At 31.6% G+C, this 18,443-nt stretch carries 19 protein-coding genes; 17 read left to right on the top strand and 2 right to left on the bottom strand.

Annotated elements, in window-relative coordinates; genetic code table 11:
* Positions 1-6 precede the first annotated feature (6 nt).
* The 15 genes from OO712_RS03815 to OO712_RS03745 all read left to right on the top strand — a co-directional run bounded on the left by OO712_RS03815 (position 7) and on the right by OO712_RS03745 (position 15,289).
* Complete coding sequence (locus OO712_RS03815; protein WP_264953894.1) at positions 7-1,386, top strand: hypothetical protein; 1,380 nt, start codon at positions 7-9, stop codon at positions 1,384-1,386.
* The gene (locus tag OO712_RS03810) at positions 1,386-1,862 is read left to right on the top strand and encodes an archaellin family protein (protein WP_109876574.1); all 477 of its coding nucleotides are present in this window, start codon (positions 1,386-1,388) and stop codon (positions 1,860-1,862) included. The genes OO712_RS03815 and OO712_RS03810 overlap by 1 nt, the downstream gene beginning before the upstream one ends.
* Positions 1,863-1,872: 10 nt before the next feature.
* The gene (locus OO712_RS03805) at positions 1,873-2,385 is read left to right on the top strand and encodes a hypothetical protein (protein WP_109876575.1); all 513 of its coding nucleotides are present in this window, start codon (positions 1,873-1,875) and stop codon (positions 2,383-2,385) included.
* A gap of 79 nt (positions 2,386-2,464) precedes the next feature.
* Complete coding sequence (locus tag OO712_RS03800) at positions 2,465-3,166, top strand: ATPase domain-containing protein (protein WP_109876576.1); 702 nt, start codon at positions 2,465-2,467, stop codon at positions 3,164-3,166.
* 8 nt (positions 3,167-3,174) lie between these two features.
* Positions 3,175-4,845 (top strand): archaellum flagellar ATPase motor FlaI, encoded by a 1,671-nt coding sequence (gene flaI / locus OO712_RS03795; RefSeq protein WP_109876577.1) that lies wholly within the window; start codon positions 3,175-3,177, stop codon positions 4,843-4,845.
* Positions 4,842-6,326: an archaellar assembly protein ArlJ/FlaJ gene (arlJ, locus tag OO712_RS03790; RefSeq protein ID WP_225866833.1), complete on the top strand. Its 1,485-nt coding sequence runs from the start codon at positions 4,842-4,844 to the stop codon at positions 6,324-6,326. The genes flaI and arlJ overlap by 4 nt, the downstream gene beginning before the upstream one ends.
* 100 nt (positions 6,327-6,426) lie before the next feature.
* Positions 6,427-7,800, top strand: coding sequence for a methyl-accepting chemotaxis protein (locus OO712_RS03785; RefSeq protein ID WP_109876578.1), 1,374 nt, complete (start codon positions 6,427-6,429; stop codon positions 7,798-7,800).
* A gap of 210 nt (positions 7,801-8,010) precedes the next feature.
* Positions 8,011-8,598: a chemotaxis protein CheW gene (locus OO712_RS03780; protein ID WP_109876579.1), complete on the top strand. Its 588-nt coding sequence runs from the start codon at positions 8,011-8,013 to the stop codon at positions 8,596-8,598.
* Between the two features lie 135 nt (positions 8,599-8,733).
* Positions 8,734-8,937: a hypothetical protein gene (locus OO712_RS03775; RefSeq protein WP_225866834.1), complete on the top strand. Its 204-nt coding sequence runs from the start codon at positions 8,734-8,736 to the stop codon at positions 8,935-8,937.
* A gap of 125 nt (positions 8,938-9,062) precedes the next feature.
* Complete coding sequence (cheB, locus tag OO712_RS03770; RefSeq protein WP_109876581.1) at positions 9,063-10,115, top strand: chemotaxis-specific protein-glutamate methyltransferase CheB; 1,053 nt, start codon at positions 9,063-9,065, stop codon at positions 10,113-10,115.
* Positions 10,108-11,661, top strand: coding sequence for a chemotaxis protein CheA (locus tag OO712_RS03765; RefSeq protein ID WP_160049198.1), 1,554 nt, complete (start codon positions 10,108-10,110; stop codon positions 11,659-11,661). Before cheB ends, OO712_RS03765 begins: the two co-directional genes overlap by 8 nt.
* 10 nt (positions 11,662-11,671) lie before the next feature.
* Positions 11,672-12,352 (top strand): chemotaxis protein CheC, encoded by a 681-nt coding sequence (locus OO712_RS03760; protein ID WP_109876583.1) that lies wholly within the window; start codon positions 11,672-11,674, stop codon positions 12,350-12,352.
* Between the two features lie 62 nt (positions 12,353-12,414).
* Positions 12,415-13,230 (top strand): CheR family methyltransferase, encoded by an 816-nt coding sequence (locus OO712_RS03755; RefSeq protein WP_225866835.1) that lies wholly within the window; start codon positions 12,415-12,417, stop codon positions 13,228-13,230.
* Between the two features lie 160 nt (positions 13,231-13,390).
* Positions 13,391-13,768 carry a response regulator gene (locus tag OO712_RS03750; RefSeq protein WP_109876584.1) on the top strand — a complete coding sequence of 126 codons (378 nt, stop codon included), beginning with the start codon at positions 13,391-13,393 and terminating at the stop codon, positions 13,766-13,768.
* Between the two features lie 141 nt (positions 13,769-13,909).
* Positions 13,910-15,289, top strand: coding sequence for a YncE family protein (locus OO712_RS03745; RefSeq protein ID WP_109876585.1), 1,380 nt, complete (start codon positions 13,910-13,912; stop codon positions 15,287-15,289).
* Here OO712_RS03745 and OO712_RS03740 read toward each other — a convergent pair.
* Entirely contained in the window at positions 15,286-15,933 is a 648-nt protein-coding gene (locus tag OO712_RS03740) for a hypothetical protein (RefSeq protein WP_109876586.1), read from the bottom strand. The genes OO712_RS03745 and OO712_RS03740 overlap by 4 nt on opposite strands.
* A gap of 135 nt (positions 15,934-16,068) precedes the next feature.
* On the opposite strand from OO712_RS03740, the gene OO712_RS03735 reads away from it, so the two are divergent.
* On the top strand, positions 16,069-16,437 hold the full coding sequence (locus OO712_RS03735) for a response regulator (protein ID WP_109876587.1): 369 nt from the start codon (positions 16,069-16,071) through the stop codon (positions 16,435-16,437).
* Positions 16,438-16,463: 26 nt separating this feature from the next.
* Here the strand turns inward: OO712_RS03735 and OO712_RS03730 are convergent, their stop codons facing one another.
* Positions 16,464-17,867: a sensor histidine kinase gene (locus OO712_RS03730; RefSeq protein WP_264953893.1), complete on the bottom strand. Its 1,404-nt coding sequence runs from the start codon at positions 17,865-17,867 to the stop codon at positions 16,464-16,466.
* Positions 17,868-18,034: 167 nt separating this feature from the next.
* Between OO712_RS03730 and OO712_RS03725 the strand changes: the two genes are divergently transcribed.
* Entirely contained in the window at positions 18,035-18,418 is a 384-nt protein-coding gene (locus OO712_RS03725) for a response regulator (protein WP_109876880.1), read from the top strand.
* Positions 18,419-18,443 lie beyond the last annotated feature (25 nt).

Below are 18,443 nucleotides of genomic sequence, written 5' to 3'. Positions count from 1 at the left end.
TTTTTTATGCTCCCCCCATCAACTATTTTTTCTAAACTAAAAATCAGTGAAAGCAATTTAAAATTAATTATATTTTCAGGATTCGCAATGTATTTTCTTGTTCTTTATGAGATATTTCCTCAATATCTTTTTGACGAGCAGTATGTTGTGGTTACATTGTTTGTTCCACTTGTTGTAATAATAATTGGTCTTAATTTTAAAAAAATTAATTTAAAAAATTTATCACTAAAAAACATATCAGTCAAAGGAAAATCGTCAAACAATCCTAAAACACAAACACCAAAAAAATCATCAATTACAGAAACTTCAAGTAGTGAAAATTCGGAGATTGACGCTTTGTTAGCAGGAACAGATTCTGAGAATGGTTCAGGAATGTCAGAAATGGAAGCACTTTTGACAAAAACAGATGCTGAGGGAGAAGAAAATAGAAATCCAGAGATAGAAGCCATGTTAGCAGGAACAAATACTGAGAATAATTCAGAAGACAGTATAGGGGGTAATTCAGAAATAGAAGCTTTACTAGCAGGAGTAGAAACTGAGGGTGATGGGAATTATTCAGATACCTCTCTAGACAATTCAGACACAGAATTAATCATCATGGAGAAACTAGAACCAATAGAAAACGATATTCAGACACTTAAAACAGATTTTGATCAATTCAAGTTGGATCTGACTACAGTAAAAGAAGAAGTGGAAATTCTTTCAAATTCGTTTGAAACTACTCTAACTGACATTAAATTACTCACTACAGATATGAATAATCCATTAAATTTCATGAGAGAAGATGCTCCATTCAAAGATAATATTCAAACAATTAATGTAGATGAATTAATTCAAAAACCAACCAATCCTCCAGAAATTTCAAAATCAAATCATAAACCAAAAGAACCTGTGGTACAAGAACCTGTGGTACAAGAACCTGTGGTACAAGAACCTGTGGTACAAGAACCTGTGGTACAAGAACCTGTGGTACAAGAACCTGTGGTACAAGAACCTGTGGTACAAGAACCTGTGGTACAAGAACCTGTGGTACAAGAACCTGTGGTACAAGAACCTGTGGTACAAGAACCTGTGGTACAAGAACCTGTGGTACAAGAACCTGTGGTACAAGAACCTGTGGTACAAGAACCTATAGAGGAAGAAGATTCCAAATTACCAGAAGATGTTATTTCTCTGATTGATGAGTTGTCAAGAGATTTTGTTTCAGAAGAAGTATTTGAACTAACTAAAGTTCATTGTAAGACTTTGAATCTTACAGTGGATGAAAAACAATTAAAAAAATTTATTGACAAAAAAAATAATTCTAATGGAACAACGAAAATCGAAGAGAGTAATTCAGAGATAGAAGGGTTACTGAAAAAAACAGTTGCAAATGAGGTGAAATAATGGCATCAGGAATGATCAGTGAAGGGATTTTAATTATTGCATCAATCGTAGTTGCAGGATTAATTACAGGTATTGTCGTGAGTAAGGTTGGAACGTTTGAAGGATACTATACCGCAACAACAGAAGCTCAAAAAGACAAAATGCTAAGCAAGTTTGAGATAATTCATGTTAGTCAGTTAAACAACACATCAGTGAATGCATGGATAAAAAATACAGGATTGACACCAATTAAGGGACTGGGTTCATCGGATCTATATTTTGGACCTATCACTTCAGTTGATTTTGTTGAATATTCAACAGGCACCACACCACAATGGATTTTCAATGGAACAAATGTGGATTCTGTATGGTCTCAAGGCGATACAATCCAAATCACAATACAGGACGGCACAGCATTACAAAGCAACACATCATATCTTGTTCAATTAACTATATCGAATGGGGAATCAGATGATTATATTTTCTCGGTACCTTGAGGAATGAATCATGGGATTAAGTAATGCAATTAGTGGTGGAATTATCATGTTTGGAATCACATTTGTGATTTTTACATTTGGAGGACTAACAGATAAAGCTGCTTCATTTTCAGATGCATCATCAGAAACATCTGATTGGGAGAGCAAATTAGTCAAAACATCAATCGATGTTAGCATCCCAAATGATCCTGGAACAGATTCCACGTTTAGTTTTGATATTACAAACACAAATCTTGAAAAATTGTGGGAATTTGAGAAATTTGATATAATAATCACATATAATAGTGCAGGTATAATACAGACTGAAACTTTGACTTATGATTCTACATGTGCACCGAATATTGGAGAATGGTGTATCAGTACTTGGACAAATGATATTATTGATCCAAAAATCCTCAATAACGGTGAAACAATTACGGTAGACGTAGAAATATCCAATAGCATACAAAGTGGAAGTAATTTAATCGTCATAGTTGCAACACAAAATGGTGTAGTCGCTACTAAAACAAGATCTGTTGCCTAAGTTCTGTTCAAAAAAGTCAAACATTTTCTTTAATAGAAAATTCTCATAGTTTTCGTAGTGTTCAATTTGAGGTGTACTTATGCTTAATATTATTTCTACAGGAAATGAAGAGATAGACAGACAATTTGGAGGAGGAATTCCTTCGCCATCTCTTGTATTCATAGAAGGAGCACATGGAACTGGAAAAAGTGCAATTTCAGCACAAATAATGAATGGATTACTTACATCAAAAAAAAGTTTACTTTGTGTAATTGAGAATACAGTCAAACAACATATTCAAAAAATGAAATCAATCACATTTAATTTTTCAAAACCTTTTGTTCGTAGTCAATTAATTTTTGTTCCAATGTATATCAAAGATGCAAAATGGACTAATAACAATACAGAAAAGATTCTGCCTGCAATTAAAGAATTTATTTTAGAAAAAATAGATAAAGTAGACGGAGTAATTATTGATTCAATTTCCCCAATGGTAAATAACTCAAAAAATGAATCAATACTTGACTTTCTATCATTTTGCAAAGAAATAGTAGCAATGGGAAAAACAATAATCATAACGAGTCATTCATCTGATTTTTCACAAGCCACAAACACAGCAATAATTGGAACTACAGACGTATACATCAAATTAGGAACAGTTGTAGTGGGGGATAAAGAAGTAAAGACTCTAAAAATCATAAAGATATTAGGTGCTGCAGATACGCCAGAAGCAGGTTTTGCTTTTGAGGTAGATTTGATTTTCGGAATAAAGATTGTTCCAATATCAATGGCTAATGCATAGGTGAGAAAATGGTTTTTGACATATCAAAAATTAACGATGCAGAATTTGTCCAGAAAATAAAGGAAAAGCCATATCTGAAAAACTATCTCGAGACATATCAAGCAAAAGGGAATCCACTTCCTCTTTTCTCCGAAGAATTAAAAGCTGAACACAAAAAACTGAAAGAACCAAATTTAATTTATGCAGTTGGAGAAGACACATTCATCCACATTAATCCACACACTACCTCAGATGACGGATATAATGAATATGTAATAATTGAGCCTGATGAACCAGATAGGGAATTAATGGAATTTGCAGACAAAGTGTTTGCTGCAAAAGCTGGAGGGTTAGATCCACCAATAGAAATTACAGAGAGATTCAACATGGTAGATCAATATCTCAGTAAAACCTTGGTATCATCCCCAAATCCGGTAGATTATTCTAAATTGGGGGATCCATTTACAATAAAGACTCTACCAGTAGAGGCAAACAAAATAACTGATCTGAAATACCATTTTCTGCAAAAAAGAGCAGGGACTGGACTTTTAGATCCATTTCTAAATGATCCAAATTTAGAAGATATTTCAATTATTGGAGCTGGAAACATGTACATAATTCACAAAGCATTTGGAACATTAAAAGTTCCAGTTTTTCTCAGTGTTGATGCAATTGATGAATTAATTATCAGTTTATCAGAACAGTTTGGAAAAACAATATCGCATGCAAGACCGGTGGTCGATGCAACGTTACCTGATGGTTCCAGAATTAACATAGTATTTGGAAAAGACATTAGTAGAAAAGGAACAAATGCAACTATACGTAAATTTGCCAGTACACCACTATCAATAATTCAAGTTCTGACATCAGGAGTCATGAATTTTACTGAAGTTGCATATTTGTGGATGATGTTAGAAGCAGGAATGAGTCTTTTTGTAAATGGAGAGACTGCATCAGGAAAAACCACAACATTGATGGGATTAACGGCATTCATTCCAGCAAATTGGAAAATAGTAACAATTGAAGATACTCCTGAATTAACACTGCCACATAACAACTGGATTACAGAGGCCACTAGAAACACGGGAAATGCAGCTTCCAGCGTTACAATGGATGATCTTCTCAAAGCAGCATTAAGACAGAGACCCAATTACATTCTTGTAGGAGAAATCAGGGGTGCTGAAGGAAACGTAGCATTTGCAGCTATGCAAACAGGTCACCCTGTAATTGCAACATTTCACGCAGCAGGCATGGTTCCACTTATTCAAAGACTCTCAAATGATCCAATTAACATTCCAAAAACATACATGGAAAATTTAAACTTGGCATTATTCCAAGGAGCGGTCCTTAATCCAGAAGGAAAAAGAGTTCGTCGAGTATTATCAATAAATGAAATTTTAGGAATTTCAAATGAGGGTAACGTAATGTTCATACCAGTTTTTGATTGGGATGCAGGAACAGATACAGTAAGATTCAAAGGAAAAGGAAGCAGTGCACTATTCATTTCAAAAGTATTAGAAAAAAGAGGGATGAAAAAGAAAGATGAGGGAAAATTATACGAAGAACTAGAGTTACGTGCAAAAATTTTAGAGAAAATGATGGAAAAAAAAATATTCAATTATTATGATGTGTTCAATGCAATTTCACATTGTAATGAGGTGGGGTTGGAAGAATATCTAAAGGAGCTCGAGGAACAATGATGGTAAACAAAGTAAAAGATGTGAAAAATCTTTTTACCTCAGGAAGTAAAGTTGATGAAAATTTTGTTTATTTCATTGCCTTGTTGTACTGTATTTCTACAGGTGAAATTGGAGCAGTGGATCTTTTTAAAACTGGAAAAGACTCAAAGTATGGAAAATACTCTAATGCATTCAGAGACACATACAGATTGGGTGTTGGATGGTCATATGGATTGGCATCGGCATGTGAAATGATGGGAAGAAAAGTTTCAAAACAAAAAGACGATCCGACAAAACTACTTCTTGTAAAACTATCTCAAGTTGTAAGATTAGGGGATGACTTGAAGACATTTTTTAGAGATGAATTAAAAAATTCATTGGCATCATATTCGATAAAATATGAAGCAAATCTTGAGACGCAGAAATTATTTTCAGAGATGTTTTACACTTTAATGTCTACTGCATCATTCATGATTTCTGCAAACGCTATTATGAGCATGTTAATGGGATTTGGGGATTCAGAAACAATTCTAATTATCTCAATGATGGGCACGGGTATTGGGATGGCAGTATTTGTAGCAATGATGTTTTTCATGTTTCCAAGAGACGTACTAGCACACACAGATGATGCAATTGAAAAACAATTTCGAATGAAGATGTATATAGGAATTTTCGGTACAGTTGGAATTTCATCAGTACTTTTAATTACAAACATGGTATCACCAATTCTTGCTGTAGGGTTAGGGGGAATACCATTACTTTATCCAGGAATAATTGCAAAAAAACAAGAATCAAAAATTTCAACATACACTGAATGGTATCCTACATTTATTCTCCATTTTGGACAATTATTATCCACAGTAGGTTCCATGGGGCAAGCACTACAGGCAGTAATGCGAAGTAATTTTGGAACCATTCAGATATTCATTGACGGATTAAAGAATAGAATCAAAAATAGAATTGACCAGAAAATTTGTTTCCAATTATTCTCAATTGAAGCAGGACATCACATCATTGCAAATGGAAATGACATTGTTTCAACATCAATATACAAAGGAGCCGATATGAATCTAGTAGGAAATGTAGTTGCAGACATTACAAAAAAAATTAGTGAGTTAAGAGGTAAAAGAGCACAGAACGCATCAACATTTCAACTAGTTGTAGTTATTTTACATGTTCTCTCGTTGTCAATATTTGGATTAATGAATAAATTAACGGAGTTATTCAACGATTTATCAGAAGGAGATCTTTCAAATGCTGCGTTTGAATTAAGTCCAATAGATCCAGTCCTAATGAGTATGCTGATGCCAGTTTTACTCATAATGACATCAATAATTAGCGGATTTGCCATAAAAATTATTCAAGGAGGCCTATACAAAACAGTCTTCTTTCATATTGGATTATTACTTGTCGTAGGAGGAATCTCAATGTTTGCAATAAATGAATTTATGGCAGACTTTTTGGATAGCATCATCTTTACAGCTCCACTTCCAGGAGTTTGATTCAGATATTGCATATGTTTCAAAAACATAGATTTTTGAGAAAGAATCTGTTCTAAATGATCAAACAAAGTATTAACTAGAAAATTATCATTGATGAAATATGTCAACACAAAAAACCAAAATCATCGATGAAAACACAATCTTAAAATCGGAATCAACAGATAATATTAATACAAATAGTAATAGCATGGGAACAAAGGTTCTCAAATCATTTGATCAAGCAGTAGCATCATCTGAAGAATTAAGTGAAACAGTGACACAGTTAGAATCAGCCTCAAGAAGTCAGACAAGCGGAGTTGAAGAAGTATCACAATCATTACAATCAATCGCATCAGCAATTCAAGGAGTAGCTAAAAATGCGACAAAAGCCATGGAGATGATGCGACAATCCGAGGAAATCAGCAAAACCATCAGTGCGGATGCTGAAAAAGGAATGAACAAAATGGACAGTATGAAATCAATTGTATCAGAATCATCAAATGACGTAAAGAAATTAGCAGTAGAATTATCAAAAGTGGACAACATGACAGGATTTATTACTCAAATTGCAGAGCAAACAAATCTTTTGGCACTTAATGCAGCAATTGAAGCTGCAAGAGCAGGAGATGTGGGAAGAGGGTTTGCAGTGGTGGCTGATGAGGTAAGAAGACTCGCAGAAAATTCTAAAAAAGGGGCAGAAGACATTTCAGAACTTGTGAGTTCATTAAAAAATTCATCAGACAAAACAACAGGCAGTATTGAAAAAGGAAACAGTATTGTTCAAGATGCTCATGAAGTAATTACAAATATACTTACATCAATTAAGAATATTTCAGTATCAATTTCAGAAGTCGTTTCACAAATGCAAGAAATTTCAGTGGCAACAGAAGAAGTTTCAAGTGGAACAGAAGAGGCTACTGCTGCAAGTGAAGAAGTTTTATCTGTAGCACAAACAAATCTAGAGAGTTTTGAAGATATTGTTAAAGCAAAAGACAAAGAAACAAAGAGTCTAAAAGATGCATATAAAGATGCAAGAACATTATCAGAAATCACAAATGTGTTAGATTCATCAACAATCATATCAACTACAGATGTTGATGGAATAAGTGATTATGTAAATCACTTTTTCTTAGATATTTCAAAGTTCCCCGAAGAGGAATTAAAAGGCGAGATGCATAGAATTTTCAAATCAGATTGGCATGATGAGAAATTATTCGATTTACTGTGGAAAACAATTTCAAGTGGAAAAATATTTCAGACATATCTTAGAAATAAAACAAAAGATGGCAAAAGATTCTGGACAAAAACAGTAGTCAGTCCAACATTTGATGAAAATAACAACGTCAAAGGATATGTGATAATTGGAACGCCAATTACAGAAATAATGGAAATGACAGGCATGGAAGAAGCATGTAGAGATATTGATGCAGGAAAAATAGTCAAGCCACAGATCAAGGAAATTGTTGAAAAACTAAAAAAAGGAAATATCAAATAAAAAAAGAGTCAAAGATTTATTTTAAAAATTCCAGACAACAGTTATTTTTTAAATTTAAAAATAATTTAAAGAGAATTTTACGTTAATCATGTATGCATAAAAAAACTGTCAAAATCAAAAATAAACTGGAATAACATATGATAGACAGAATATGAGATTGTTCACATTAAACAAACAAATAATTATCATGCATTATTTTAAAATCATTTCATGTCAACACAAACAGTGTTAAATGAGACAATACAAGTTGTTACATTTACCATTTCAGAAAAATCTTCAAAAAAGGGTAATTATGCAGTACCAATTGATCAAGTTAAAGAAATTAAAATTGTTGAAGCAATTACAAAAATACCTAAATCAAAACCATATGTTAGAGGAGTGATGAATTTAAGAGGAAAAATTATCCCAATTATTGATGTGAACAAAAAAATAGGATTATCAAATTCGAATACAACTGAAATTGAAAAACAAAGAATACTCGTTGCAGATGTAAACGATACTCTCACAGGACTCCTAGTTGATGAGGTGAACGAAGTATTAAGAATATCAACAAAAGATGTAGAGGAATCCCCACAAGGTGCATTTGAAGAGAATTACATCAAAGGAATAGCTAAAATGAATGAAAAATTAATTATTCTAGTAGATGTGTCCAAGTTCTTGAATGAAACCAAAGAACACATTAAAAATGACACATCAATGAATGCAAAATCTGTGGAAATAGAATCAGAAGATATAGTAGAGAACAATAATGATGAAATTATTCCAGAAATAGAAGCTATAATTAATCAAGACGCATAAAGATAAAAACTGCGTCATTTCATTATTAGACTATTTCCATTTTGGAATTGAAATCAGACGGTTTTAGCCGTTGTTTTTATCTTTAAAACAGGGTATGAAAAGATAATGTGCTCAAATTATATCAATTTAAACACTATGTGGGATAAAATTGATCTTGAATCAAGTAATAAAGAAAATGACATCATCGGATGGAAACAAGAATATATGAAAAACATAGTAGAAAATTTAATTGAATTAAAAATTAGAGCAAAAAAAGAAAACAATCCATCGCTATATGATCAATTACGAATCTCATTAATACGGGCTCATGAAGTTCAGAATGGGTTAAATCAGAATTAAGAGTAAATCATGTTTTAGTCTGTTCGACGCAGACATACACCACATTATTATGAATTTTTTAATTTAAAAAATATGGCTAATTTTGAATCAAAAGATATGAGATTTTTATCAAGGAGATGTTATGCATGTTAAAAGAAGAAACAATACCAATCAGCGTAGGCATTGTAAATGACTCAAATCTTATGCGAAAATACATATCAGATTTGATTAATGTGGATGAAATTGAAATTAAATGGACAGCAGTAAACGGTGAAGATGCATTAGCAAAAATATCCAAGAGAAAACCAGATGTAATTTTGTTAGATTTGGAAATGCCAACAATGGATGGAATGACTTTCATTGAAAATATGGAAAAAATGAAAATGATGATTCCAACAATAATAGTAAGCAGTTTTTCACAAGACGGATCGAAAGTAGTTCTTGATGCATTAGAGAACGGCGCAGTAGATTTTGTCACCATACCATTAAAAGACATAGATGACAAAAAGCTGCAAGAAGAATTATTAACAAAAATAAAAATTTCTGCAAAATCAGATCCAATACAATTGATTACAGAAAAAATTTATTCACTTAAGCCAAGTAAAAAAATTTTTACAAAATCAAATTCATCTGAACGATTAATAGTAATCGGCTCATCAACTGGAGGACCAGGAATGGTTCAAAAAGTGTTAAGCAAACTACCTGCAAATATTGCCGCTGGAATTTTGGTAGTACAACATATGCCAAAAGAATTTACAAAACAGTTTGCCAATAGATTATCAGAAAAAACAGGATTCATAGTAAGAGAAGCTAATGAAGGAGATGAAATCAGAGATCATGAAATCCTAGTAGCACCTGGAGACTATCATATGATTGTTCTTCCGAATAGAAGGATTCACTTAGATTCAAGTGAAAAGAGATTTGGAGTTAGACCATCAGTTAACATGACAATGGTTTCTGCAGCAGAAGTATACGGATCAAATGTGATAGGTGTAGTACTTACAGGGATGGGTCATGATGGAGGATTTGGTATGAAAACAATAAAAAAAAGAGGAGGTCACACCATTGTTCAAAATAAAGAAACATGTGTGATTTTTGGAATGCCAAAAGCTGTAATTGATCTTGATGCCGCTGATCACGTAGTAGGAATAAATGAAATACCAATAAAAATTTATGAGGAAATGCAAAATCTTGTCTGAGAATAATTATCGCGAGATGTATGTTTCCGAAGCATTAGAGCATATAGAAATAATGAACAAGACATTATTACAATTGGAAGAACAGCCAGAAAATAGATCATATTTAGATCAAATCTTTCGGTCAGCTCATACTATCAAAGGCATGGCATCTACAATGAATTATGACGATACAAGAGAATTATGCAAAAATATTGAAAACATATTTGACAATATTAGAAAAGGAACAGAAAAATTAACACATGATCTTACCAGTGCACTTTTTGTATGCATTGATCTTTTACAACAAATGATATCAGATGACAAATTAAAAGTGGATTTAGCACCTTATTTAAAAAAACTAGAATCACCAGAACAAGAAATTCAAAATATTCCCATACAAGAATCCGTCAAAGCAACAACATCACCTACAATAAGAGTAAAAATGTCGGATTTGGACTCTGTTGTAAATTTAGTTGGAGAATTATTGACATCAAAAATGCAATTACAGCAAACAATTGAAAATGAAAAACATGAAAATTTAAAACAAATAGTAACAGAAATTGATAGATTAATCACAGATTTACAATATCAGTCGATGCAAATTCGACTTGTCCCAATAGATCAGATTTTTGGTAGATTCAATAGAACAGTAAGAGACACATCTCAAAAATTATCAAAGAAAATCAATTTGAGCATGGATGGTTCTGGAATTGAATTGGATAGAAGTGTTTTAGATTCTATTACAGATCCATTATTACACATTCTAAGAAATTGCGCAGATCATGGCATTGAATCACCTGATGAACGAACAATTTGTGGAAAACCAGAAACAGGCAATATCACACTCACAGTTTCAAGAAAAGGAGAAAATGTTCTCATCATAATCAATGATGACGGAAGAGGAATTGATGTAGACAGAGTAAAAGAAAAAGCTATAGAAAGCGGAATCATCACTCAAGAAGAAGCAGAGAAAATATCGCATCAAGAAGCAGTTCAATTAATTGGAGCTCCAGGTTTGTCCACCGCAAAAGAAGTAACAGACATTTCAGGAAGAGGGGTAGGAATGGACGTAGTAATTTCACAAATTGAGTCAGTTGGAGGAACAGTCAAAATCAACAGTGAGAGAGGTAATGGAACCACTATTGAATTGTCTTTACCTTTGAGTCTTTCAATAATTAGAGGATTACTAGTAGTGATATCAGAGGAAAAATTTGCAATTCCACTTTCAAGTATTACAACTACACTCCAAATAAAACAGAATGAAATAACTTCATTGCATGGAACTGAAGTAATTAGACTTAGAGATAAAATAATTCCTTTGATAAAACTAAATGAATTATTTGATATGAAAATTAATGAATCAGATAAATCAAAACCACTGACAGTAGTAATAATTGAAAATGATGGAAAAAATTATGGGTTAGTGGTGGATAAATTTGAAAGAAATCAAGAAATTGTAATTAAAAAATTAGACAGAAATGAATCAACGAATTTGTTTTCAAATGCTACCATACTTCCAGATGGAAAAGTCGCTCTAGTAATAGATCCATCAACAATAATTCAATAGGAGTTAAAACATGAACTTGCAAAAAATTGAAATTAAAAAATTATCCTCAACATTCAATGATTATATTACAGAAAAAACATGTGAAGTTTTTTCCACATTATTGAAAGAACCGATACAACACAAATTAACCATCCTAGAAAATAACGTAAATGTAAGAAACATCTGTTTAACATCCAAACAAATAAAATTACATTCAGTTAGATTAAACGGTAAAGGAGATATCCACATAGAGTTACTATATACCTTAAGACTTGAAGATGCAATGAAAATTGCATCAAAATTACTAGGTTCCGAAGTTAATATGATTGATGAAATGGGCGAATCAGCATTGCAAGAAGTTGCCAATATTTTAACGGGGTCATTTTTTAATGCATTATCTAAAGATACAGGATTTAGAATAGATTTATCCACACCAACATTCAAAGAAGGAGAATTAGAGGAATTATTATCAGAACCTACAAACGATGTCAATAGCAACAGTGAAGATATTGTAATTGCAGATGTGTTACTAACAGGAAAAAATAGTAAAACGGAAATCCATATGATCATCATTCAACATCCTGAACATGCAAAAAAATTGATTTCCCATGACTCAAAAGATATTGAAGAAAACAAGTATTCAGACAAATCAAATACAAATTTGCTAGGTGGTCAAAATGACGCAATTGACGATTTGTTAAAAAACTTATAGGAATTTTGCATCATGATAATCAAGTATACGATTAGAAAAGAAAAAATGAAAAGTGGAATAATTTGACGGAGTCAGAAATTAACACGATTTTAGATAAAATAAGAATGGAAGTAAGGACAAAAACAGGAAAAAACATAGATGATTTCAAAGCTGCATTTTTAGAAAGAAGAATTCGTTACAGAATGGAAATTAATGGAATTGTGAATTTTGACGAATATTTAAAACTGCTATCTACAAATTTGGAGGAGGCAAATAATCTTTATTTAGCATTCTCAATTAATGTAACACAGTTTTTTAGAGATCCACATGTTTGGGAGAAACTGGAGAAGGAAATAATTCCAAATTTAATAAATAAATCAAAAGTTCATACTGTGTATGTATGGAGTTGCGGATGTGCAACAGGTGAAGAACCATACAGTGTTTCAATAACACTAAATGAAGCATTAAAATCAAGAGATGTTAAATATGAAATTTTTGCAAATGATATTAATTTAGATGCAATTAGCCGTGCAAAAAAAGGAATTTACAGAGATGCAAATTTAGCAAATATCAATACAGAAAGAAGGGTAAAGTATTTTCAAAAATTAGAATATGATCAATATCAAATCAAATCCAACATAAGTAATCAAATAAAATATGAAAATATAGACATGATGAGAATTGCAGAAAAGAAATTCCATATGATTTTTTGCAGAAATGTGTTGATCTACTATGATAAACAGAGATACATGGAAATTTTTAAAAAATTTGCAGACTCATTAACTGAGAATGGAATACTTATTCTTGGACAAAATGAATCTATGTTTGGTACGATTGGAAATAAGTTATTTTCAACTCTGTACCCAAAAGAAAGAATTTATCAAAAAAGAGAAGAATAAAAATATTTTGTTGAATTTAATAACTATGAAAAATGTATCATGATATTAGTTTGTACAACATAAACAAACTTATAGATATTAACAAAAAAAATAAGAAAAAACATGCAAATATTTTTTGAAAATGAAATCAAAGAAAATCCAATGAGAAGGAGTTTTTAAAATGGGAGACGGAGTGAAGGTTTTAATTGCAGACGATGCATCTTTTATGAGAACAGTTCTAAAAGATATTTTAAAATCCAATGGACTTGCAACTGAAATTGTAGAGGCGCCAGATGGGGTAGAAGCTGTAAGACAATACATACAGCATAAACCAGACTTGGTAACTATGGATGTCAACATGCCCAAAGCAGATGGAATTCAAGCCTTAAAGGGAATCATGAAAGTGAATCCAAATGCTCGAGTGATAATGGTCACATCAGTAGAACAAAAACACATAGTTCAAGACGCGATGAAATCAGGTGCAAGAGATTACATAATAAAACCATTTGACAAGGGAAATGTAGGATTAGTTTTGAATAAAGCATTAAGAGCAAAATAGACACAAACGCTGCATTATGGACATAAAAAGACAGTCATAATTTAAAAACCAATCATCAATTTATCTACCAAAATGGAAGGTATTTTCAAGGAAAAATTCCGTATATGATATAGTCTAATTTGTGCTAAATAGGCCATGTCATTGAATGCATATAGGTTATTCATCATATCATCAGCATTCTTTGGATTGGTCGCATTATCTGGAAACGCTTTTGCAATTCAAGATACAGTAAAAGTAGGAGATTTTCCCAGAGATATCGATTTTGATCCAAAATTGAATAATCTATATGTGCCAAATTATGAATCTGGAACAATATCGATTATTGATGCATCAACCATGATAATCAAAGACACAGTAATCATAAATGAAGGAAATTCCAACCCCACAAGAATTGCAATAGATTACAAACAACACTTGATTTATGTAACAGACAAAATTTCAGGAATACTTTCGGTAATTGATGGAATTAATGGAAAAGTGATAAAATCCATTAAAATTGGCGAATCATTATGGGACATTGCACTTAATGAAAATAATAAAAAACTGTACATTTCAGATTTAATAAAAAATGAAATCATAATTTTAGATACAGAAAATTTTGAAGTCATCAAATCAATATTCATCAATTCAAGTCCTTGGGCAATTACAATTAATCAGAACACAGACAAGACGTATGTTGCAAGTGGAACATCTGAAGCAATCCACATAATTGATGGAAATACTGATGAATTAATAAACGATATAAATCCAGGAGTTAAACCATGGGGGCTATCAATTAATGAAAAGACCAACGTTCTTTATATAACAAGTTGGGATTCAAATGCAATAACGGTACTAGATCTTCAAAATGAACAAGTAATCTTTGAAATTCCAATCACATCAGGAGCTTGGCAAATGAATACTAATCAAAACAATGGAATCACAACAATTTCAAATGAACATTCAAATGAATTGTATTTACTCGATGAAAATTCTAAAAAAATTCAAACAATTTCTGTATTTGACTCACCACAATCAATGATTATTTCTCCAACTGCAAATATCATCTACGTTGCAAATCCATTGTCAAATTCAATCTCTGCTGTATCATATGATTATGATCACTATACACTTACACCCATTATTGAAGAAGTCATCTCAAATAACAACTCAGTAAATGATGAATTAATTTTGGAAGTAATAGAGGGAATTTCCAACATCCCACAACGTGAAGATATTGATACAGACATGATTTCAGGATTGCTTAAAAATCTGGGAGTCACAGGTGAGTTTGATGGAAATGGAATTGCACGCATTTTGCTTGACGATTATAATAAAAAGAAAGAACTTCAACCAAAAACAGCTGTAATTCCCACATGGACGATGGACCTAGCAATGATGTTTAGCAATGATCTTGAGAATAAACCTCAGCCAAAAGAAATCAACTGTGATGAAGAGTTTTTCTTCCCCATTAACGATATTGACAAGGTTAACCCATATGAGATTTGGGTGAACATTCTTCCTATCTGTGCTCTATCTTAATCATCAGTATTTTTTTTGATGAATGAAAAAGAGGTTCCAAGAATCCCAATACCCATGACAACTGCAAGACAAATGGCAGAAATGTAAACCAAGGCAGGGATTGAAGATAGTAAATAACTCAATTCTGTTTGATATAGCGGACTAGTGGCAATACCAGCAAAAATCAAAGATATTGTAATCATACTACCAAAAACATTTGTTCCAAATAGATGAATCCAGGACAACAGAGTATTGAATTTTGTAAACCCATTATGCAAATTTGTTTCAATATGATTATAAAATATGCCAATTGTTGCCAATCCTGCAGTTAAACCAATTTGCAAAACAAATCCAAAAAAGAAAATTCCTAGATTATCAGTAAAGGCAAAATCAAACATGTTTTGAGTATTTCCACTAAACACAAAAAGTTGATTTAGAAACAGAGCTATTGTTAGCCCAGTAACAATCGCTCCTTGAACCATTGCAGATATGATGAATTTTTTACCAAATTTTCCAGGTTTTGATTCATCAGATATTTCGAGAAATGCTCGCTTCGAAATCTTTTTTTCCAGATTTGCATAATCGTTAAATTTTTCTAATAATTGTGCTTCTTCTCTAGAATCATTCTCAAATTCATCATAGTTACCAGAACTTGTAAATCGCATAGAATCAGTCAGAAGTATTTGGATAATATTATATAATGTGTGTTAAACGAACGAACTGTTTTGCATTAAAAATCAAATTTCAGTGTTTGATTTGAACAGACAAGACATGATTAACCAGAATTTATTGAAAAAATCATGGCAAAGAAAATTCTAGTTGCAGAAGATAATAAATTCACAGCTACACAATATGCAAAAATACTTGAAAGTGAAAATCACCAAGTCGAGATTGTAAAAGATGGAGAAGAATGTATTCAAAAATATGCAAAAAGCATTAATGCAGATTCAAAGAAGAGCACATTTGACGTATTGATTTTAGATCATTCAATGCCTCAAAGAAACGGAGCAGAGGTAGCAGGAGACATTTTATCCCTAAATCCAGAGCAAAAAATCATTCTAGCATCAGCATATGCATTATCAACGGAGAGAAACTTTTCAAAATTAAAAGACAAAGTTTTGTTTCTTCAAAAACCATTTCAGTTATCAAAGATTCTAGAATTGGTATAAATTTTATAATTTAAAATATGTTATTGCTAGTTATATTCAATATTTTTTTCCAAATTAGATGACTCAGAATCCTTCCATGTAAGATCAAATGAAATTATAGGCAATGATATCTCAAAAACAGGATGTCCATTTTTGTTATAGGCAGAAATTTTTCCTTTGTGGGCATCAACAATATTTTTGGAGATATACAGTCCAAGTCCAAATCCTGAAACCTTGTAATTACCTTTTGTCACAAATTTTTTGAAAATTTTTGGTAAAACATCATGTGGGATTTCAGGACCCGAATCAGTTATGAAAAGTTTTAGAGTTTTTTTGTCTTTTAATAAATTAGTTTGAATAGTAATAGTACCTGTTTCTGTAAATTTGATACAGTTATCCAAAATATTTCTCAAAACTTGTTTGATTCTAGTCCTGTCAAGATTCATGACCACATCAACATCAAGTCTAGTAATTATCGGTACCTTTCGGTCAGGATTAAAATGCTCAGAATCCAATACTTCAGAAATCAGTTCATTTATGCTATTTTTCTCCAAGTGTAATTCTAGTTCATCATTTTCAATTTTTGTCAGATCTAGCACATTATTTGCAATATTTTCCAGATTTAGCGCAATGTTAGATATTCCTTCCAAGGCCTCCTGATTAGAGATAATTCCTGTTTTAGCAAGTTCCACAAATCCAAAAATAGGTTGAATTGGACCTTTTAATTCATGAGATGCAATAGAGATGAACTCCTCTCTTTTTTTGTCTACTGTTTTTAATTGTTCATTTAATTTCTGAAGATTTTTTGTCTGCATTTTTATCTCAGATTTGAGATTAGAATTTGTCTGATTAAGGAAAAAAACAAGCATGGTAGTTACAACTCCTACCAAGATTATCATAGTCCATTGTAGAATCTGAAAATCAGCAATGATATGTTCAACGGATATTTTGGAATAAACGGGTATTATTTCAAGAGTTTGTTCTATATCCTCAAGTTTTTCAAATAATTCAAATTGCAGATGTTTTAGATTTTCGTATTCGAGTAAAAATAAACCAAAATCACCATCATAGAAATAAGATAGTGCATCTGATGCACTATTTTCATAATTTAAATGTAAATTATAATATGAATCAATATTATTTTCAAGTTCAAGAGATTTCTTATCTTCTAAAAGTTCAACGAATTGAGGATTATTAATGATCAAAGTATTAAAATCATAAATTTTGTTTTTAATTTCTGTATTATATATCCAAAAAGTTCCAACACCTGCCAAATTCTCTTCAGATTTTAAGCTTTCAAAGATAGTCATCTGTCGCTCATATTTTATTTTAATATCATCAAAATTTGAAATGTTTTGATTGTATTCTAAAATAAAATTATAATTTTGATTAATATCATCCATTGTTTTTATAGTATAAATTGATACTACACCTAACAGTAAAATTATCATTGATATACATATTCCAATTCTAAATTGGGAGTGACTAGAAATCTCTAACAACTTTCCATTATAATTTGAATTAACTTGAATTACTGGTTGTCTAAATTAAACAGACACTTTTGTTTGTTCAAAAATTTAAAACAATTCCTTTTGATGCAGAAAAAAAGAAAATTAACATGACAACTGCTGTAATTATAGATGATGATTTTGACACAGTAGAAGTATTCTCAGAATTTCTTTCATTGCAGAATATCGATGTCTTAGGAAAAGCATACAATGGTTTGGATGGAATAAAATTATTTGAAGAAAAAAAACCAGATATAGTTTTTTCAGATCTTTGGATGCCAGAATACGATGGATTTTATCTTTTAACAAATTTGAGGCAAAAATTTAAAGAGGCAAAAATCATCATGGTTACTGCAGATTTAACTCAAGAAACAGACAGAAAACTAAAAGAATGTAATGTTGATGCAGTAATTTTTAAACCATTTAAAATAAGTCAAATCATGGAGGCCGTTGAAAAAGTATCAAATAAATCCAAACCGGTGATTTCTACATAGATTATAAATAATACAGAGAAAACTA

The sequence above is a fragment of the Nitrosopumilus zosterae genome (genome assembly GCF_025998175.1).
GTDB lineage: Archaea > Thermoproteota > Nitrososphaeria > Nitrososphaerales > Nitrosopumilaceae > Nitrosopumilus > Nitrosopumilus zosterae.
This window is presented reverse-complemented; position numbering and strand designations above follow the sequence as displayed.